Origin of the sequence: Taurinivorans muris (genome assembly GCF_025232395.1) — a bacterium.
Taxonomy (GTDB): domain Bacteria; phylum Desulfobacterota; class Desulfovibrionia; order Desulfovibrionales; family Desulfovibrionaceae; genus Taurinivorans; species Taurinivorans muris.
Map to the genome: position 1 here is coordinate 1,425,452 of NZ_CP065938.1, position 20,078 is coordinate 1,445,529.

The 20,078-nt window shown below is 45.0% G+C and carries 17 protein-coding genes, 1 tRNA gene and 1 pseudogene; 5 read left to right on the forward strand and 14 right to left on the reverse strand.

Features of this window, described 5'->3' with window-relative positions; translation table 11 throughout:
* Position 1 precedes the first annotated feature (1 nt).
* Genes JBF11_RS06735 through menA form a run of 3 tightly spaced genes read left to right on the forward strand, consistent with a single transcriptional unit; the run spans position 2 to position 3,849 of the window.
* On the forward strand, positions 2 to 2,551 hold the full coding sequence (locus tag JBF11_RS06735; RefSeq protein WP_334314728.1) for a DNA internalization-related competence protein ComEC/Rec2: 2,550 nt from the start codon (positions 2 to 4) through the stop codon (positions 2,549 to 2,551).
* A gap of 12 nt (positions 2,552 to 2,563) precedes the next feature.
* Positions 2,564 to 2,950, forward strand: coding sequence for a hypothetical protein (locus JBF11_RS06740; RefSeq protein ID WP_334314729.1), 387 nt, complete (start codon positions 2,564 to 2,566; stop codon positions 2,948 to 2,950).
* Positions 2,947 to 3,849 (forward strand): 1,4-dihydroxy-2-naphthoate octaprenyltransferase, encoded by a 903-nt coding sequence (menA, locus tag JBF11_RS06745; RefSeq protein ID WP_334314730.1) that lies wholly within the window; start codon positions 2,947 to 2,949, stop codon positions 3,847 to 3,849. The genes JBF11_RS06740 and menA overlap by 4 nt, the downstream gene beginning before the upstream one ends.
* Before the next feature lie 64 nt (positions 3,850 to 3,913).
* Here the strand turns inward: menA and JBF11_RS06750 are convergent, their stop codons facing one another.
* From JBF11_RS06750 to JBF11_RS06810, 13 genes and pseudogenes are all read right to left on the reverse strand, one after another.
* Positions 3,914 to 4,621, reverse strand: coding sequence for an ABC transporter ATP-binding protein (locus JBF11_RS06750; protein ID WP_334314731.1), 708 nt, complete (start codon positions 4,619 to 4,621; stop codon positions 3,914 to 3,916).
* A 10-nt stretch (positions 4,622 to 4,631) separates the two neighbouring features.
* A complete protein-coding gene (locus JBF11_RS06755) occupies positions 4,632 to 5,399 on the reverse strand; it encodes an ABC transporter ATP-binding protein (protein ID WP_334314732.1) in 768 nt (255 codons plus the stop codon).
* A gap of 1 nt (position 5,400) precedes the next feature.
* Positions 5,401 to 6,396, reverse strand: a complete 996-nt coding sequence (locus JBF11_RS06760; RefSeq protein ID WP_417168616.1) for a branched-chain amino acid ABC transporter permease — start codon at positions 6,394 to 6,396, stop codon at positions 5,401 to 5,403.
* Entirely contained in the window at positions 6,393 to 7,298 is a 906-nt protein-coding gene (locus JBF11_RS06765; RefSeq protein ID WP_334314733.1) for a branched-chain amino acid ABC transporter permease, read from the reverse strand. Before JBF11_RS06765 ends, JBF11_RS06760 begins: the two co-directional genes overlap by 4 nt.
* 105 nt (positions 7,299 to 7,403) lie before the next feature.
* Positions 7,404 to 8,378, reverse strand: a complete 975-nt coding sequence (locus tag JBF11_RS06770) for a GGDEF domain-containing protein (RefSeq protein ID WP_334314734.1) — start codon at positions 8,376 to 8,378, stop codon at positions 7,404 to 7,406.
* Positions 8,379 to 8,380: 2 nt separating this feature from the next.
* Positions 8,381 to 8,905, reverse strand: a complete 525-nt coding sequence (locus JBF11_RS06775) for a V4R domain-containing protein (RefSeq protein WP_334314735.1) — start codon at positions 8,903 to 8,905, stop codon at positions 8,381 to 8,383.
* Between the two features lie 68 nt (positions 8,906 to 8,973).
* Positions 8,974 to 9,417 (reverse strand): flagellar assembly protein FliW, encoded by a 444-nt coding sequence (fliW, locus tag JBF11_RS06780; RefSeq protein WP_334316325.1) that lies wholly within the window; start codon positions 9,415 to 9,417, stop codon positions 8,974 to 8,976.
* 27 nt (positions 9,418 to 9,444) lie between these two features.
* Positions 9,445 to 9,642 (reverse strand): annotated as a pseudogene (csrA, locus tag JBF11_RS06785) (carbon storage regulator CsrA); the annotation flags it as partial.
* Between the two features lie 17 nt (positions 9,643 to 9,659).
* Positions 9,660 to 11,222 carry a flagellar hook-associated protein FlgL gene (gene flgL / locus JBF11_RS06790; protein ID WP_334314736.1) on the reverse strand — a complete coding sequence of 521 codons (1,563 nt, stop codon included), beginning with the start codon at positions 11,220 to 11,222 and terminating at the stop codon, positions 9,660 to 9,662.
* Between the two features lie 21 nt (positions 11,223 to 11,243).
* The gene (gene flgK, locus JBF11_RS06795; RefSeq protein ID WP_334314737.1) at positions 11,244 to 13,316 is read right to left on the reverse strand and encodes a flagellar hook-associated protein FlgK; all 2,073 of its coding nucleotides are present in this window, start codon (positions 13,314 to 13,316) and stop codon (positions 11,244 to 11,246) included.
* A gap of 21 nt (positions 13,317 to 13,337) precedes the next feature.
* Positions 13,338 to 13,802, reverse strand: coding sequence for a flagellar protein FlgN (locus JBF11_RS06800; protein WP_334314738.1), 465 nt, complete (start codon positions 13,800 to 13,802; stop codon positions 13,338 to 13,340).
* A gap of 50 nt (positions 13,803 to 13,852) precedes the next feature.
* Positions 13,853 to 15,547 carry a peptidoglycan DD-metalloendopeptidase family protein gene (locus tag JBF11_RS06805; RefSeq protein ID WP_334314739.1) on the reverse strand — a complete coding sequence of 565 codons (1,695 nt, stop codon included), beginning with the start codon at positions 15,545 to 15,547 and terminating at the stop codon, positions 13,853 to 13,855.
* Positions 15,547 to 16,626 carry a flagellar basal body P-ring protein FlgI gene (locus JBF11_RS06810; protein ID WP_334316326.1) on the reverse strand — a complete coding sequence of 360 codons (1,080 nt, stop codon included), beginning with the start codon at positions 16,624 to 16,626 and terminating at the stop codon, positions 15,547 to 15,549. The genes JBF11_RS06805 and JBF11_RS06810 overlap by 1 nt, the downstream gene beginning before the upstream one ends.
* Before the next feature lie 395 nt (positions 16,627 to 17,021).
* On the opposite strand from JBF11_RS06810, the gene JBF11_RS06815 reads away from it, so the two are divergent.
* Together JBF11_RS06815 and JBF11_RS06820 are read left to right on the forward strand one after the other, a co-directional pair.
* Positions 17,022 to 17,111 (forward strand) — tRNA-Ser (locus tag JBF11_RS06815).
* Between the two features lie 79 nt (positions 17,112 to 17,190).
* Positions 17,191 to 17,409 (forward strand): DUF1937 family protein, encoded by a 219-nt coding sequence (locus JBF11_RS06820; protein WP_334314740.1) that lies wholly within the window; start codon positions 17,191 to 17,193, stop codon positions 17,407 to 17,409.
* Positions 17,410 to 18,526: 1,117 nt separating this feature from the next.
* On the opposite strand, the gene JBF11_RS06825 is transcribed toward JBF11_RS06820, so the two are convergent.
* Positions 18,527 to 20,077: a DUF2213 domain-containing protein gene (locus JBF11_RS06825; RefSeq protein ID WP_334314741.1), complete on the reverse strand. Its 1,551-nt coding sequence runs from the start codon at positions 20,075 to 20,077 to the stop codon at positions 18,527 to 18,529.
* Position 20,078: the final 1 nt, after the last annotated feature.

Below are 20,078 nucleotides of genomic sequence, written 5' to 3' on the forward strand. Positions count from 1 at the left end.
TATGCGAGAAGATTTTCAAAAGCAATATCAACCTGTTACCTTGCTTTTTTGGCAATATTCGGTTTTGAGTGCCGTGCTCGGCATTTTTGCTTTGGTCTATCCTTTCCATGCTGTTTTTTGTTTCATTCTTTTAACGCTTTTCATTTTTTTACAGTATCCCGATAAACGTTTTCTGCGGATTTTGATTTTATGCGTTGTTTTTGCAGGGGCGTATCTGTATGCGCAATGGCGGGAACCGAAACAAAACGCAGAAAGCGAGGCGTATTACCAAACAAATTTCAATCCGTCTGAAAAACGGGAATTTTGCGGAAAAATTGAAAGTGTGCAAGGTTTGCCGGACGGGCGTTTACGCATCGCCCTTTCCGAAGTGCATAAAAAAACGCATAGAATTTGTCTGCATAACGATAAAAAACTCCAAGGAAAGCTGATTTACACATGCACCTATGACTTTTTTGCAAAGCGGCCGAGTGTCGGGCAATATCTGCAGGCGAACGCCGCGATCCGCCCTTTTCACCGCAGTTTGCGGCAATATTATCAATTCCAAGGGGCATGGTACGGAGCTTGGAATTATGACTATGAAAATGCGGTCAATGTGCAGGGCGAGGGAAAGTATTGGAGCAGGCAGCGGGAAAACCTGCGGTACGGATTTGTTTCAGTGCTTTTTGCCGAAGCAATGAAAAAACAAAATACAAAAAACAATCCCGAAAAAATTAAAACATATTTGAACAGCCCGCAAGGGCAGGCAAAAGCCATTCTTCCCGCTTTGCTTTTCGGGGATAAATTTTATTTGACGCAAAACACCCTCGATCTTTTCACCGCGCATAATCTATCCCATTCCTTGGCGTTATCCGGACAGCATTTGACTTTTGCGGGCATTTTGGCTTGTTTCCTCATCTTTTCAATTTCCTGCTTATACCCCCGCTGTTCTTTGCATATTTCAAGACCCCAGTTATCGGTTTCACTCGGACTTGTTTTAGGATTTTTATATTGCTGGCTCGGCGATTCGCCTTATTCACTGCTCAGAGCGTATACCATGCTTTTTTTTGCAGGCATAATTTATGTTAACGCCAAGCAGTTGACTTTACTTGATTTACTGTTTTATGCTCTGGCATTTTTTATTTTCATTCAACCGCTGTCACTGTATTTTTTGGGCGTTCAGCTTTCTTTTTCGTGCGTATTCGTCATTGCTCTGCTTTTGCCGTTTTTGCGTTTTATGTATGATACGCATTTCAGGCACGGAAATTTTTATATGCGGAAATTTTGTTTTCCGCTTTTTTCGGTGTTTGTTGTTTCCTTTGCTGTCCAACTTGCGATTATTCCTATTCTTTTGCTTTATTTCGGACAAATAAGCTGGTCTTTTTTCCTCAATGCCGCATGGCTGCCGCTTTTGACTTTTTGGGTGATGCCCGCCGCTTTTGCAGGATTTTTATGTTCGGCTTTTCCTTTCGCCCAAACGCTTTTGGACTTCGCCTGCCTGCCTGTTTCCTCTTTTATCCTTTGTTTGGAAAAACTTTCCGTTTTTTTGCCTGATTTCTTAATATCGGCACACGGAATACGCCCTTTGGGATTGTCATTCATCGGTTTTTATTTATTGATATTCCTTTTGTTCTTTTCATGGAAAAAACAAAATCCGAAAAACGATTTTTTTCTTCGCATAGCAATTTTTTGCCTTTTCATGCCGGTTTTTTTGCGTTTTATCCCTCTGAAACCCTATGTGCAAATTTCCCTGTTTGAAGTGGGGCACGGACAGGCAATTCATTTGCGGACCAACAATGCGGATATGTTGCTTGATGCCGGCGGAACACGCTCAAAGCGTTTCAATGTGGGAAAAGATATTGTTGCGAAAGCAATAACGCAAAACCGATTTCCAAAACTCGATTACATCGTGGCAAGCCATGACGATTACGACCATATCAACGGTATTGCTCCTCTTTTAAACATCTTTTCAGTGAAAAAATATGCGGAAACAAGTATCGGTATTGAAAAAAGAAGTTATGCGAAAAAATTTCTGGATAAAGAATTAACCATGCGAAATCTGCCGGCTGTGAAATTAGGCAGAGGGGATTTTCTCGATTTGGGAAACGGCTACGGCTTGGAAGTTTTGTATCCTCCTAAAAAGCCGGGTCCTTGGTCTTTGGAAAAATATACCGCCAACAACAGTTCGCTTGTTTTGCGATTAGTCAAAGACAGCCAAGGAATAGCATTGTTTTGCGGGGACAGCGAATCGCCTGTTTTGGAAAAACTTGCTGCCATGCACAATGCCAAACTCCATTCCCTGGAAGCCGATATTTTGATTTTGCCCCACCACGGTTCCGAAAGCAGCTATGCTGAAGATTTTTACGCTTCTGTCAACCCGCGGTATGTGGCTGTATCCTGCGGCAAATTCGACAGATTTAATTTTCCCTCCCAAAAAATCGTCACGTATTTTCAAAAGAAAAATATTCCTGTTTTGTCTACGGCAGACTGCGGGAATATTTCTTTTTTACATGAAGAAGAACGAATTTTTTTCAACAGGAAAATGGTTTTACAAGAATTTTATTCTATATTATAAGGAGATGAAGCTTTGCGCGAGGTTATCATAAAAGCTTTCGGACATTTTGAACCGGCAGCAGAGGCTTGCATACGGGAGCTTTCAGCGCTGTGCGCGGAATGGTATTTAGGTGAAGAAGTTTTCACCGCAGAAAACAACATGCTGCATATATATCACGAGGGAGAGTATTTCCCCCATGAGGAAACAGCGCGGATTTTGGCAAAATACATAAATGAGGACAGCCGGGGAAAGTTGGATATTGTCGATTATGAAGCATGGACCTTACGCCGTTATTTCTTGCAGATGCAATATCAGCGTAAAGAAGATTTGGAAAAAGGCATAGTGTATTTCCGTACTTCTTCGCTCAATCACGCACTGGAAGCTTCCATGCAGAAAAATAGTCAAACGGAGATAAAATGATGCAGACGGTTTTTTGTTGGATACGGGCGATGCGGCTTAGGTCTTTGCCTCTTTCCCTGTCCGGAGTGGTTTTAGGGGGAGCTTTCGCAAGTTTTGACCATGTTTTTTCATGGAAAATATTTGTCTTAAGTCTTGTGGTCGGTGTGCTTTTGCAAATTCTCACCAATTTTGCCAATGATTACGGCGACGCGACAAAAGGCCTTGAAGGTGCTTTGCGACAGGGACCGAAAGGCGTTGTTTCATCAGGCGTGATTTCGCCGAAGAAAATGCTGCGGGCCATTTTTTTTGTGGTAGCTCTCATCGTGCTGTTTTCCTTGCTTCTTTTTTATGTCAGCTTCGGAAACAATATCTGGGCATGGTCGATTTTCAGCGTATTGCTTCTTGTTTCCATATGGGCTGCCATGTCGTACACTATGGGAAAAAATCCTTACGGATACCGGGCTCAAGGCGATTTTTACGTTTTCATTTTTTTTGGACTTGTGGCGGTAGCGGGTTCCTATTGTCTGTATGGCGGCTCTTTTTACCATCTTCCCGGATTTCCGGCTTGCGCCGCGGGCTTGCTTTCCTGTGCGGTGCTTAATGTCAACAATATTCGCGACATGAAGAGCGATGCCGTTTACGGCAAAGAATCGCTCGCTCTGCGCCTTGGCGACGAATACGCCCGTTATTATCACGTCCTGCTTGTTTTGAGCGCTTTTTTATGCTGGCTGGTGTATTTCTGGGTTATGCTTCCAAATACGTACCTATTGCTTCTTATTCTTTATTTGCCTCTTGCGTACAGCGCCTATAAGGTTTATACGAGCCGCGAAACCCTTGTCCTTGACAGGCAGGTGGATATAACGGCGGCTTCCACGGGAATTTTCCATATAATCGTATCTATCATGCTCTTTATGAAATAACCATAACAATAAACCTCCCTTTTTGAAAAAAGGGAGGTTTATCGCCCATATGGGAAGATTTATATCAATGCCCCAAATACGCTTTCTGCACGCTTGGATTGGCAAGAAGATTTTCCGCACTGTCTTCCATAACGATACGTCCCATTTCCATAACATAACCGCGCGTGGCGATTTTCAGGGCAGCTTTGGCGTTCTGTTCGACAATAAGAATGGTCACGCCGTTTTCATTGACTTTTTTCACTGTTTCAAAAATAGCTTTCACAAGAAGCGGCGCAAGTCCGAGGGAAGGTTCATCCAAAAGCAAAATTTCAGGCTGTCCCATAAGGGCGCGGCCGATAGCGAGCATTTGCTGTTCACCGCCGGAAAGAGTTCCCGCCATTTGGCTCCTGCGTTCGTAGAGGCGGGGAAAAAGTCCGTATATCCAGTCTAAACTTTCATTGATGAGTTTTTTATTTTCAATGGTAAAGGCACCAAGCTTAAGATTTTCCAAAACAGTAAGCGAATTGAAAACACGTCTGCCTTCCGGAGATTGGGTAAGCCCCCGGGTAACGATTTCATGACTGGGAAGTTTGCTGATTTCTTCATCCGCAAGGCGGATACTTCCGCTCATAATGGTGGCAAGACCGCTGATTGTGTGCATGGTTGTCGTTTTACCCGCACCGTTCGCTCCCAGTATGCTGACGATTTCACCTTTATTGACATGCAGGCTGACGCCATGCAAAACTTCAACTTGCCCATATCCCGCCCGTAAATCTTTCAATTCCAAAAACATGTTACCCCCATTAATCATCACGGCCGAGATACGCTTCAATAACACGGGGATCATTGCGGACATCGTCCGGCAGACCTTCGGCTATTTTTGTTCCATATTCAATGGCGACAAGCTTCTCGCAGACATTCATGACAAGTCCCATATCGTGTTCGATAAGCATGACGGTAATACCCCGTTTTTGAATAGCGCGGATAAGAGTGATAAGGACTTCCGTTTCCGGCTGGTTCATACTGCCGGCGGGCTCGTCCAAAATGATAAGCTTGGGATCGGAAGCCAAAGCCCGCGCCATTTCCAAAAGACGCTGATTGCCGTAAGATAACGAGCCTGCCCGCGCATTCCACATGGAAGCAAGTCCGACAAATTCCAATTCCCGCATGGCGCGTTCAAGAGCGGCTTGTTCTTCCTTTTGCTGATTTTTAAAACGGAAAAGAGAGGAAAAAAGCCCGCTTCGCATACGGCAATGGCGGCCGGCGAGGACATTTTCTATGGCAGGCAGATTGGAAAAAAGTCGGATGGACTGGAACGTGCGGGAAATACCCTGCTCGACAATTTGATGAGGTTTGAGCTTTGTCAGGGATTTGTCCTGAAAACGGATATCGCCGCCATCAGGAACGTAATTTCCTGTAATAAGGTTGAAAACCGTTGTTTTTCCAGCCCCGTTCGGACCGATGATACCGATGACGGAACCGTCGGCGACTTCAAAACTCATATTGTTGACAGCTTTAATTCCGCCGAAAGATTTTGTGACATTTTCCAAAGAAAGCAAGGGAGTATCCATATTATGCGTCCTTTGCCCCTATGGTTTTCAGTTTTTCAATCCACGCAGAAGGAAGAACGTACGTGCGGGGGCGGGGAGGTAAAATTCCCTGCGGACGGATAATCATCATGACCATAAGGGCGATACCGAAAATAAGCATGCGGGCGTCTGCGAAACTTCTGAAAATTTCCGGCAAACCAAAAACGAGAAAAGCGCCTAAAATGACTCCCGCCTGGCTGCCGCCGCCCAAAATAACGGCGGCGAAAAGAAGAACGGAATCCCAAAATGTAAAAGAACCCGGTGAAATAATAGTCATTTTTGCGGCAAAAAGGGTTCCAGCCATACCTGCCCAAAACGCGCCGAGCATAAACGCCGTCGTCTTATAATGGGCGACGTCGATACCGCAGCCTTCCGCCGCGATATCATCTTCCTTTATGCAGGACAAAGCCCGTCCGAAGCGTGAATTATGAAGCCAATGAAAAAGAATGAGGGTTGCGAAAATAAAAGTCCAAATCAAATAATAGAATTGAATGTCTTTTTTGATTTTAATGCCGAAAAATTCAGGACGGGAAATACCGAAAAGTCCGTTGGCGCCGCCCGTTAATCCGCCGATATCATTGACAAGGGCGATACGCACGATTTCAACAATGCCGATAGTGACCATAAGCAGATAATCCCCGCGCAAATGAATGATGGGACGAGCCACCAAACCCGCAAAAAGGGCGGAAACAATGCCTGCAAGAGGAATGAGATAAAAAATGGGAATGCCGAAGCGGGTATTCAAAATAGCGGTGACATAAGCGCCGACCGCATAAAAAGCGGCGTGTCCCATGTGAAAAATGCCAGCCTGCCCTAAAATGATATTGAGGGAAAGGGAAAGAAGCGTGCCCAGACCTACGCTGACAAAAACAGCCGTCCAATAGGAGTTGAGCATTTGGGGCAAAACCGCCATGAAAAGGGCGAAAAGCCCGAAGCCGTAAAAATAGGAATATTTTGAAGATAGGTTTTTCGCAATCATAATTTGTCAGCCACCCTTTCCCCTAAAATACCCGTAGGACGAATGATGAGAATAAGAATAAGCACAAAGAAAGAAATGGCGTCTTTCCATGCGATAGTGAGATAAGCCGCGCCCAAGGTCTCGACAAGTCCGAGAATGAGCCCGCCGATCATGGCTCCGGGAATATTGCCGATACCGCCCAAAATAGCGGCGGTGAAAGCTTTCAGTCCATAGGAAAATCCCATGCTGTAATCAATTTGCCCGTAGGCAAGCCCGACCATGAGGCCTGCGACTCCGCCAAGCCCCGGACCGATGAGAAAAACCAGGGCGATAATGCGGTTCACATTGATACCCATGAGTTTAGCCGCTCCCTGGTCAATGGCGGCGGCGCGGATGGCGGTTCCTGTTTTGGTTCTGTGGATAAACCAATATAAAATAAGCATGAGCATGACGGACGCGGCAATGAGCACAAAGCGGATAAGCGGCACGCCCATGCCGAAGAGGCTGATAATCGTTGTCGGCCGAACACTTTCAGGATAAACATAATAATTGCCGCCCCAAATCAAAAGAATGGCGTTTTGAAAGAAAATAGATGCGCCCACGGCGGAAACAACGGCGGAAAGTCTGCTTGCATTACGTAAAGGACGGTAGGCGATACGTTCCAGAAGTCCGCCGACAAGGGCGACAAGTCCCATGACCATGAGGGCTACAAGGATAATGGAGCCGTAAACAGGCAGAATATCCGCAAGACGATAACTTACGAACAGCGTCATGCCAAGGTATGCCCCTATCGTGAACAAATCGCCGTGCGCGAAGTTGATAAGCTTAAGAACGCCATAAACCATCGTATAGCCGAGAGCGACAAGGGCGTAAATGCCCCCGATGGCGAGACCGTTGATAATTTGTTGAAAAAATTGCTCCATAACTAACCGTATCCAATAAAAATCTTCAGCACGAACTATTCATTTTTTCTTAAAAAACGGAAAAAAGCAAGTTTTTTCCTTAGATAAAATCATAAAAAAAACGCATTAGGCGTATTCTTTGACAATGCTCCTGTTTCTTCCCGCCTCTTTGGCTTGGTAGAGGAGTTTGTCTGCAAAATCAAGAAGTTTTTCAAAATCGCCGTATTCAATATGCTGTTTCGGAGTAAAATAGGTAATGCCCGCGCTGAACGTGACGGAAACGGAACCGGTTTCCGTTTCAACGTTCAAAGCCGCAACATTCTTTCTGAACCGTTCATCGATGTTAGGAATAAATTCTATGGCGACATTGGGAAAAAGAATAACGAATTCTTCTCCGCCAAGACGGCAGCAGAGATCCGAATCGCGAATGCTCTCCTGAATTTTTCGGGCAAATTCTTTAAGAGTGAGATCGCCGACAGTATGTCCGTACGTATCGTTGATTCTTTTGAAATGGTCAAGGTCGAAAAGAAAAAGAGCGCATGTATGCCCTCTGTCCGCAGCGAAATTGATTGCGTTGAGAAATTCTTTTTTAAGGGCGTTCCTGTTATAATAATTTGTCAGAGGGTCATGCGAAGAAATCTTTTCAAATGTCTGGGAGGATTGGTGAAGTTCATGTATGGTCGAACTGATGTGTTTGACAATGGACTGAAACGCGCCTGAATCATTATGAAGTTCATCGGAAGAAGCGTAATTTTTCTCTTTGCCGATCTCCAGTATTTGCCAAACCAAATTGCGCAGTTCCATTTGAATGGCTTTAAGCTGGGCTATGGAATAATTGCGAGTGTTCGGGGAATGTTCCAAATTGCCTTTTCTTATGGATTCGCAAAATTCCTGTATGTCCGCAAGAGTATTCTGTATTTGTTTAAATTCCGAAATGTCGTTTAAAAATTCGGGGGGATGAAACTCTTTTGCGTTTTGCTGCAAAAGTTCAAGAATAATATGCAGGATTTCCTGGGCGTCTTTACTTAATCGCGTATGTTCTTTGCTTAGTTCGTCAGCTTGTTCTTGAAAAAGTTTATTTTGTTCATCGCTGAAAGGCATAATCATTTATCCGTTTTTTGCGCTTCAAAACGACAAGTTCTGCCTCCAAGACACCAACAATCGATTTCTTTGACAGAATACCTGTTTCCTGTCTGAAAATCCAAAGCACCTTTGATAAAGCCTTCGTCATAGTGGCAGGTTTCCATGCCCGTATCGGGAAGCCCCGAACAGTCAAGGTCTTCTTCTATGGAAATAATAAGATTGATATCATCTTGGGAAACTTGTTCCACACGCAAAATCCCAATTTTAAATTCCTGCAGCTTTTTTTGAAGAAGAGAAAGGAAAATATAAAGCGTTTCCTGTTTTCCGACAAATTTTTCAACAAAACTTTTCCCTGCCAATTTTCCCGCTTCAAAGAAAATATGGTCGACTTTCTCTTTAGAGCCTAATTCCTGCTCTAAAACATCGCGTATGGTGAATTGAAAAAGACGGTATATTTCAAGACGGGTGTCTTCGCCGATATGAGGACGCCCTTTTTTAACATCTCCGATTAATTCCCAAGAAAACGGATAAACCCTGTTTGCCATAGTTTTTCTCTAATCATGCATAATTTATTGATGAAAAATTAGCACAAAAGAGAAAAATCCGCAAGCGATTAGATTTCGTTTTCAGCGTTCAGTTTTTCAAGACAGTCTTTTAACAATACTTTCGTAGGGGTGATGTCTTGCGGAACTTGCAAGGCAAGACGCTTTTTATAGTTGATAAAGATAGGTCCCGAAAGGTTCAGGGTGATGTCTTCCGGTTTTCCGTGAGGAATGGTCACCGTAACGAAAACATTGATGTCTTCCGCCGATTCCGCCTGCAAGATGTTTTGTTCCGCTTCGCTGAGCTTAACCGTATATTCGCTGAGGAAGAAATACGGGTCGGTAATCAAGACGCCGAAATCAGGGGTTTTTGTGCTTTGGTAAATATAGAAAGGCGAATTTTGCCTGTATTCGATGATGGTGTATTCCTTTTCATCGTCATAGCCGATAAGCCCTTTGGGCATATGGATAAATTTATCTCTGTCAAGCTCAATATTGCCGATTCGCGTTTCCATGAGTCTTGAATAATTGGCATTGTCGGCAAGTTCCTTATTGTCGGAACTGCCTGCTGAAATATTATCCTGCATGACACGCTTATAAACTTCTTCACGGTATACCGTCATGGTATCGGGAAGATTGATTCCGATACGGGCCTGTTTGCCCTGCACGCTGATAAGGGTAACTTTTATATCATCGCCAATATAAAGGCTTTCGCCCGCTTTTCTTGTTAAAATAAGCATATGCCACCTATAAAGTGTTAAATATAATTCAAAAGGCTTAAGTTCATAATCATGCTGGACGTTTGCAAAACCCCTTGGTACGTCACTTGCTGCTTTTTAATATTATTGAGAAGCGTAGGCAAGTCAATATCTTCAATATTGCTCATGCGCTCCTGCTGATTGAGCTGATGGGTCTGCATGACAGTCAGATTCGCTTCGACACGGTTGCTTCTTCCGCCGATATTGGCAAGCTTCGTGACCAAATGCTCGCTCATTTTTCTCAAATCTTCGACAGATTGTCCGCAGCCGTCGCTGTTATTGGTTTCACAGTACGCAATCAAATCCGAAATCGTTTCAAAGATATTGGGTTCTTCCACCGGGGTGGCGTGATTGCTGCCCTTCGCCTGATAAAGACCGCCGAAAATATCCTTGCCATCGTTGGTGATATGCACAAAATCTCCGGGAGCGATTTCATAGCCCTGTTCTTCCGCCCTGTTCGGACGGACGACGAATTGGGAGCCGGCATCAATGCTTACGCCGTTCTTCGCTTCAACATCGACGTATCCTCCCGGAACAACGACGCGAACAGACGTACTGCCTGCAGAAGTTGTGGCTTTTCCCGTCTCCCATGTCAAGCCATTGTCTTTGCTGTATTGAAATTCAATGGTGCCGTCTTGTCCGACGCTGACATCATCGGGAAATTTAATCTGCACATCGGATTTGAAAATACCCTGCGCATCGGCAGAACCGATACTGTCGCCGTAAACGTCCACTTCCGGAGGAAAATCGTTGTCATCTCCGATATAATGGGCGGAAGGACGGATATAGAGCATGGAACCGTTGGAAGGTGAAGTTTCCGCATCCGGATTATAGGCGGTGACTTGCACCGGCGCCGCAGTCGGAGGATTGGTGGGAGGAACGGCCTCAGGCAATGCCATATTGACAAGGCAGCCGTCGAGATTGAGCGTCGTGTCGCCTGCCGCAAGGGTTTTTGTCACCCATGTTTTTCCGCCGTCTTTTGAATATTCGTAAGTAAGGTCATTCGCTCCGCCGATTTCACCGTCCTGAGGAAAACGAATCATGGCTGTTTGAGGCAGCTCTCCCTGCACATCAAAAATCGCCTTATTGAATTCCGCACTTTCCGTCATGACTCCGAGTTTTTTCGTATAGGCGGGACTGTCGGTCTTATGTCCGGAAAAAATATGCGTGCCGTTATATTCCGTATTGGCGATATTCATCAGAAGCTCGAAATTCTGTCTGAGCTCCGTGGCTATCTGCATTCTGTTTTCAGGAGAATACGTTTGCGAGGACGCTTGTTCGGCAAGTTCCGTGATACGCGTCAGCACGGTTTGCGCTTGCTGCAGCGCTCCGTCCGTACTTTTAAGCCAGGCGCTCGCTTCTTTGGAGTTGTCGATATAGGTCGCGTTGATATTGATGGAAGCGCGGTAATTGAGAATATGCACCGTGCCTGTCGGATCGTCGGAAGGATTGTTGACACGTTTTTGAGTGGACATTTGTATGCCGTAATTCATGTAATCGCTAAGAATAGTGTTCATATTCTTGCTCATTGAATTATACATCATATTATGGGTAATGCGCATACGGTTCTCCTTTCAGGCTTGCTATTGCTTCAATCCGAGCAAGGTTTCAAACATTTGGTCTGCTGTGGAAATAAGCTTTGCAGCAGCTGTGTAGGAATGTTGATATCTGATCAATAAAGTAAGTTCTTCGTCCAAGTTCACGCCCGCAACGGATTGGGCTTGTGTTTCCGCTTCATTGGCAAGGGTTTGGTAATAATCGGCATTGAAATTGGCGTTTCTTGTGTCAGAGCCTATATTTCCGACTATTGCGGCGTAATAGGATAAAAGGCTTTCTTCCCTTGTTTCCCAAACCGTGGTGATTTTAATGGGAGCTTCCGCAAGCTTTCCGATTTGCTGGGCTATTGTTCCGTCGCCGATATTGCCTTCCGTCTGCCCGTCAATGGAGGCGGAGTTGATATATTCCGGATTATCCACCAAATTCGGGTTGATATGGATAGTCGAAGCGCTGTCGCCTCCGAAAAATGTGTTGATGCCGAGAGCCGCCCAAAGTCCTGTCGTATCGGAACCCATTTTAAATTCCACGTCTTCGGCGGCGGTCAATTGAAGCATACCGCCTTCAATGGTCGCTGTGACAAGTTGTCTGCCGTTGTCATCGACGAAACTGCGGTTGATGGCGGCGGCTACATCCTGCAAACTGTGCTTGTTCGGATCGAAGTTTTCAGGAGGATTGCCGGCGGGATTGAAATTCAACGAACCGGATAAAAGAGGTTCTCCGGTCTTATCATTATAAAAATGCAGATTCAGGTTTCCTTCGGTCAGTCTGTCGTGGAACGCATACGTTTGCCAATCGCTGCCAAGAGCCAAATCGGGTCTTTCGATTTTTGTCGTTCCGAGTATATGGTTGAAACCGTCAAGACCGGTGCCTTGGCTGTGTATGCGGTTCACTTCCCAAATAAGGCTTTCCGCCAACGCGTCAAGCTGGGCTTCGTATTTTGATATTCTTTTGTCGCGTACTTCACAGTATGCCCCGAGCTTGCCCCCTAAGGATTCCATATCAAGGTTCTTGCTGACGTTGATAGGGTCACGGGTTGGTTCGTGCCAAAAGACACTGTCCTTCGGAACGATATAAAACTTATCGCCGATGTCGAAATAAGGGGTATCGCCTTCTTTCAGCCCGTCGCCGGAAAATGATATTTTCAATTCCGCAATGTCAAGCTTTTCGCCGACAGGAGGAACGGTAAAGACATTGTTTCCCTTGGAATCGGTAACCCATGATTTTCCGCCGTCGATGGAAACTTTAAATTCCGTCGGGCTGACAAATTCCATGGTGTATTCATAGGCGCTTGAACCTTCGAAATGCAATTCGCCGGTAAAGTTCTTACAGTCGTTTTCGTAAAAAGGACCTTGGTTGGAAAGATGGTATTTGGTTTGATTTTCAAGCAAAGGCATACCTTCCTTGAGGTACACTTTGAAATCTCTGGGACCTTTGTCCTGAACACTGACATCGACCAAGGTGCTCAGCTCACGCACCAAAGCGTCACGCTTATCCAAAAGGGAATTGCAATTGTTGCTGGGCGGATTGTAGCTCTTTGCGATTTCTTGGTTTACATCAGCCAGTTTGTCAATGATTTCATTGACATCTGATATCGCAAGGTTGATATATTCATTCATTTCCCTTTTGGTGTCGGCAAGGGCTTTGTTCGCATTTTGATAGAGCATGGTCAAATTCTGCGTTTTTGAAATGATATCTTCCCTTACCGCCGTACTGCCGGGATTGGTGCTTAATTTTGTCCATGCCTGCAGGAAGCTTGACAGCTGATCGTGGATACCGTCCGTATTCGCCTCGTTAAACGTGCTTTGCACCGTTTGCATGATGACGGATTCTTCACTCCACATATTGAAAAGCCCGTTTTGGGAAAGATAATTATTTTCCAAATAACGGTCAAAATTGCGGTATATTTCTTGGGCGTAGGCACCTGTTCCAATTTGACCTGGTCGGTAGTCAAAAGGAGTGGACTCTTGGAAACGGACAGATTGGCGGACATATCCGGCTGTATTGCTGTTCGCAATATTGTTACCGGTGGTGTTGATGGCGACTTGGTTCGCCCGTACCGCATTGTTTCCTATATTGAGTAAGTTGCTTACGCCTGTCATGATGATGCCTCAAATGTGTTTTTAATATCTGGCGCTGAATACGGCCGCCTGAGGATGTTCCTTCGCGTATGTTCCGCGTCTGCTGTAATTGGTGCGCTGCGGAGGTATGATACGTTCATGCAGATAATTCAAAAGGTCCTTGCTTTGGTCCAAAAGCCCCAAAGAAAGGCGGGTGTTCAAAGACGCCTGCCTTGCGCAGGCTTGTTCTTTCTTGTCAATGCTGAGCCAAAGGGAGAGAATGATTTCCCTTTTGTCTTCGGGAAGCATTTGGGCGTAATCTTTTAAACGCCCTCCGCCAAGGGCTTGGATAATGCTTTCTTTTTCCGTAGCCAGCTGCCTTAACAATTCGTGAATGGAAAATTCAATGGTCATAACTGCGTCGGTATCACGTTTCATGAGCAGGGAAAATTCTTCCTGCAAAAGCTCTTTCATGAGATCTAACGCCTTATCTTGGCGGTTTAATGTATCTTGGATATTTGCAAACATGTGATTCCTCCGTCAAATTTATGTCACATCAATTCTCTTTTTGGTCTGCACTAGGAAATTTCTTCCTTGGCGAAATACGGTTCAGGGTTTATGGAAAGCCCGTTTTGTCTTATTTCAAAGTGCAAATGGCTGCCATTTGTCCGACCGCTTGAACCTACTTTTGCAATTTGTGTGCCAGAATTGATTGTATCGCCTGCCTTGACAAGAAGCTCGCTGTTATGCCCATATACGCTTTCAACACCGTTGCCATGGTCGATAATGATCATGTTGCCCAATTCCCTGTCTTGTCCAGCAAACTTCACAATGCCTGTTCCGCTTGCCGTGACCGCGCTGCCATGCTTCGCCTGAATGTCAAGCCCGGTATGCCAAGCCCTCTGCTTGTTGACAGGGTCGAATCTCCAGCCGAATGAAGAAGAAATGGAGCCGGCAGCAGGCATTTGAAATTCATTTTCCAAAGGCTTTGCGGAAACATTGTCAAAAACGGGGGGAGTGCTGATAATTGTGCCGCCGCCTATATGCGCAGCGGTTTCCATACCCTGCCCTGTTTGCTTCTTTGCCTGCATTTCTTGAATTTGAGCTTCTTCCTGAGGAGACAGGGAAGCCACAAGCGTACCCATTCTTAAAGCGTCTTCCAAGCTCGGAAGCTTGAATGCGGGCTTAATTTGTTCCGTTTCCGCTTGTGCGGGCTTCGTATTTTCCGCCACTTGAATTTGCGTGTCAGGCTTTTGTCCCCCGCTTGCCAAAATCATCGCCCGTCTTTGTTGATAAGGAATATAGGTTGTTGAAATGCCTGCCAAAATATCATTTTGCATGCTCTGTCCAATCCCCTGACTTTGGATTTCCTGACCGGACACCGCCTGCCGCGCGTTTTGTTCCGGTTTTTGTTCAGGCTGCCGGATAGGCGTTTCTTGGTTTGTCCCTGTTTGGACGGTCGGTTCCGCAACCTTGAACGTGCGCGCGATGGAGGCGCTTCTGTCAAAATAATCTTCACGGGTCGGAGCTTTCACTTCCGTTGTGCGGGGGCTTTCCTGATATTTCTTAATAGGATTTCCCTTCTTGTCCAAAATGGCATGCTCGCGCTTTTCAGGCGGCAGGTTCGTGGTATAGGTTGTACGGATGATTTGTGCCTGCTGTTCTTCCTTCGCTTGATTTTGCGTTTGCGCCGCCCGCTCTTGGGCAGGAGCTTCGGCTGTATTTTGCGCTGACGCTTCCTGAGGCGTTACGCTGTATTCTTCATAGAGCTGAGCCGTGTTGACGGGCTTTACCGGATTTTGCCTGCCGGCTGTTTCAGCCTTGGCTTCAAGAGAAACGTCTTGCGCAGCGGGTTTTGCATTTTCTTCAGGCAAAAGAGGTGCCGGCTTCACCGCCATACGGATGCGGCTTAATGCCCCGGTTTGCGGAGTGCCCGCGGGACGGGTCAATTGTTCGACCATCATATCCGCAAGCCCTATTCCGCCCGCGCTTGCCATGCTCTTGCCAAGTTCCTGACTGTACATGGACTGCCAATACTCTTCTTCCTTGCTGTAATGCATGCCGTTCTTCGGAAGGGAAGAACGCATTTCATCCCACATCTTCTGAATGAAAATAGCTTCAAATCCTTCAGCCGCCTTGCGCAATTCCTTTTCTTTCAGCGCTTGGTCTTGGGAATTGCTCAGAGCGTTCAAACGGCTCTTTTCAGTGTCCAAATTACTGTGACGGGCGCTTTGCATCGCCATATCCGTCATCATATTCATTGCTTGGCTCATTACAATACCTCCAAGTCCGCATAAAGGGAACCGGAACTCTTCAATGCTCTCAATATGCTGATAAGGTCGCGGGGAGTGGCGCCAATGGCATTCAATCCATCAACGAGTTCCTGCAGGGTCGCACCTTCAACAAGATGTAAATTGCGGGATTCTTCCTTCGCCATAAGGTCTGTCACAGGTGAAGCGACTGTCGTTCCTTGTGAAAAGGCGTTGGGCTGGCTCACATCGACGCTTTCCTGAATGGTCACCTGCAGGCTGCCGTGGGCTATGGCAACCCGGGCGAGCTTTACGTCCTTACCGATAACGATAGTTCCGGTCTTTTCATCAACAACGACTTTTGCCGCATTTTGCGGGGTAATGTTCAGATTTTCAATGGATGCCATAAGAGGAACGAGATTGCCTTGGAACTCGGCGGGAATTTGCAGTCTGATCGTGGAGGCGTCGTTTGCGGAGGCGTATTCGCCGCCAAGGCTGTCGTTAAGGTGTTCTACCGTTTGCTGGGTTGTTGAAAAATCATGCACATGCATATTGATAACCAATTCTCTTTGGTTATTGAAAGAAAAAGGAACTTCGCGTTCGACGGTCGCACCGTTCGGAATGGTCGCCACCGTAGTATGGTTTTTTTGGGCGGAAGCGGCAGCGCCTTGGGTGGAAAAACCGCCGACAACAAGCGGACCTTGGGCAATGGCATATACCTTGCCGTCAATACCCATCAAAGGAGTTTGCAAAAGAACGCCGCCCTGCAGGCTTGAAGCGGAGCCGATACTTGAAATGGTAACGTTGATTGCACTGCCGGCTTTCGCAGAAGCGGGCAAATTGGCTGTAACCATGACGGAAGCCACGTTTCTTGCTTCCACTTGGGCGGAACCTGCGGCGATTCCCATTCCCTCAAGCATATTGCTCAAAGAAGAAGCTGTTAAATCATCCCGTCTGTCACCTGTTCCGCCAAGTCCGACAACCAAACCGTAACCGGTCAGCTGGTTGTTCCGTACTCCGGAAATGCTTGAAATATCCTTGAGGCGGACAGCAAAAGCGGAAGGAACACAGAGTATGCCGGAAAGAAACAGCAGCGCTGTCATGCAAATAAAAAAATATGTCAAAGTTTCGACAGAAGAACGATTCACATGAAGAGGACATTCCATAGTATTCTTGATATATTGCATAGTTACCGCCTTTTTGTTTTTGGAGGAAATCGTTTCAAAAACAGTAAAAATAATTCTTGCCATATATGTTGCCATTATTGTGCCATTAATAAAATATCATGTTTTTTCAAATAAATATGAATAAAATTTTACCGGCAGTTATATTTTTGGCAGCTGTTTTGTCATAAAGAAGCTCGGTTCAAAAACGTACGGAACGATAAGAAAAAAAAGTGTCGTATTTTTCTAACGGAAAAGTAAAATATATCGCAAAATCGGCATAAAAAAATGTTGACTTGGTTTTAGGTCTTATGCTACTAATATGTTCTCAAAGCGGAGAGATGGCAGAGCGGTTGATAGCGGCGGTCTTGAAAACCGTTGAGGATTTGCGTCCTCCGGGAGTTCGAATCTCTCTCTCTCCGCCATATAAGAATTTAACCTCTTGTAAAGAAATAATTTTTACAAGAGGTTTTTTATGTTTAATCTGCAAGACAAAAAAATTACTTGGCTTTGCCGTATTCACACAGCGACCCGCTGGTCAGAGAAGTTCGTTACGGAACAGCAACAAGTGTTGCAGCATATCTGATGAAGCAGGGTGCGGTTGTCTTCTCCCCTATCATATACGGACATCAGATTTGCCGATACGGCATAGATACAAATTTCAAACGATGGGCTGAACTTGATTACCCCATGATTACACGGGCTGATGACTGCATGGGGTGATGAGTTATGGCTCTTGGAACTTGACGGGCAGGACACCTCTTTTGGCGTTCGGGAAAAACTGAACTGCGTGTGCGGGCTGGATATTTTTAATCTTTCTTATATTGTTATAAATAACAATTCAATTTCAACCACAAAAAAGACTGAATTGATTTCCTGGCTTTTTTGGAATTGCAGCATTTTTAAAATTAAGAATTTTTTTAAGAGGCACCGCTTTTGTTTGGGGTTTCCGCAAAACAATCAACGCCTGCAAATTTGAAATTCTCAAAAATAATTTTACGCTCAAAACAGCATTATTCCGGAACTGCATTATCCCTAAAACAACATTCAAAGAGGGGACACATTCGCTTTGCAACCCGTTTAAAATTTTCGGCTTCTCTTTAAATTTCTCCTCCGAATTTTTCTGTTCGCTCACAATGAAACGCTTGCAACGGAACCGTCAGTCTTTGTATGGTTTATACGAAACAATGCTCTCTTGATTTATCATCAGACTTTTTTACCTCGACCACTGCCGTATCTCCATGTACAATGAACAAAATAATAAAACCCGAAACGAATAAGCTAAAATATGAAAAGACAGAGAAAATGTATGCATAACCTATTCAAATCCATACATTTTTACATACAGATGCATGCATTGGACTAAAATCTCCCTTTTTGAGATGAAAAATATTTTTTTATTTTTAAAATCTAAAAAATTGCATTTTTATAATACATTGATTTTACTTTATAAAACTTTAATTATTGGATTTCAGAAAGAAAAAAACAAAAAAATACGGACAATTTTTTGCATAGCATATTGACACAAAAAAAAGAAATTTTTACTTTTTCAGAAAGCCATACGCTCTTTATGTGGTAAGAAAATTACCGATTACCCTAATTCATAAAGGTTTTTACAAGAATTGCCCAATAGTTGCAGAACTCCCTAATCTGTGATTTTTCTTGTAAAAACCTTTTTGTATACAGCTAACCGTATAGTTTTATGTACAATTTTTATAAAATTTTTAAATTTTCCGCCATACGCACTGCCGGCTCGCCATACCACGGATACCAACCATGTTTTTTACAGGATTTATTGTTTCAAACAATTGCGGCGGTTATTATTCATAACACGCATGCGTCAGAAAAGCTCTGCGCACACAGTATCCTGCCATGCCCCCGCTCTCGCTTGCGAAAAGAGCGGCTGCTTTGCTGTCCATTTCTGTACGGATCGTTTCTCTCCTGCACAAATCGCTATACGCCCCTTCGGGTGGCTTTGCTTCGCTCGTACAGCTCTGCTCTCCATTTGCATAGGGGCTCTTCCTTCGCCATCGCAAACGACTGTGTCGCCATTCGGTGGGTGCGTGGCGCCAGTACATCCTGTACTGTTTTTTTTACTGTCGGCAACGCACACGTCGGCACCGGCTCTGCCGGTTTCCACCAAGGCGATGTGGTTGCCTTTTATTTCCGTCATGATGAAATCATAGGCTTTTCCCCCGAACTCGCCTTTTTCAAACACGGGCTCGAAAAAGTAGCCTGCTGAAAACTCCATGCGTTCGCCGCTTTCGATTTTGCGTATGGCTTCGCCGTCCGTAATGGTGACGCTTGCCTGCAAATAAGGTGCGTTATACGCGCAGTCCGTGCCTATGCTGCCAACCCTGTGCTCGCGCTGCGGGTTTTCCGCGCTGTCCACATGGTGCTCCCGCGTTATGGGCAGTCCGTTGAACGTGTGCGCCGCTTTTTTCAGCTCCTCGCCGCTGCGGTAGCCCATGTATATTTTATCAGGGTCAAACCCGAATTCCTTAGACCTTGGAATTTCATAACCGCGGTACGGGTCCACGCTTTCCTTGGTGATGTTGCAAAGCTCCACATGCATAAAACCGTTCACGTCTATGCTGCGCTTGCTTGCGCTGTCCATGACTAAATTTTGTCTGTTCATATTTTTGTCATCTTCCAGTATGGTTATTTCAATGTTGACAACTTCACCTTGCAGGGGTATAGTTTCATCAAAAGCTGGTTGCGAAAAGTGCGAAGGCGCCTCTTTTTGAGGCTCATTTATCCCGTTCGGGGTAAAGTGGTAACCTTCAGCAGTCCCTCCGGCTTTTTTTGTATCTTCTGTTATTTTTGTCACTTTATAGTGGTAGGCTTCGTTTTCGTTTTCCGTATTTTTTCTTGTTCCCACATCAACTTTTATTCCCGCTTTTATCTTTTTGCCGTTAATTTCCTTTTCCACTTCATGTTCAAAATAATGGAATTTAGAAAAGTCATCTCTTGCATGGCTTAAGCCTTTACTTGTCTTGTAATGCTGCAATACGTCCGGCACGTCTTCCAAAAAACTCGCCTTTGTTTCGCTGTCAGCAATTTTTCTTCTGAACTCTTGCCAGCTTCCGCCCGTAAAATGAATATCCGCAGGTTGTCCGTTTATCGTCGCCGTTACGTATTTTCCTTGCAAATTTTCTTGAAAATACTTATGCGCGGCTTCTTTTTTATTGCCGCCGTGTTCCTCAAGATATTGCGCAAAGCTCTTACTTGGTTTTGCATACGGCTTCAATTCGGTTGTTTGCACATCCTTTATTTTTGAAATGTTTTTGCCCATGAAGCCCTGAAACCCGGCAATAACGTTTCCGTTTTCATCAAGTTTGACCTTTTTTCCGCTTTTGAGCGTTATCCATTGTTCCTTGTCTTCCGCCATA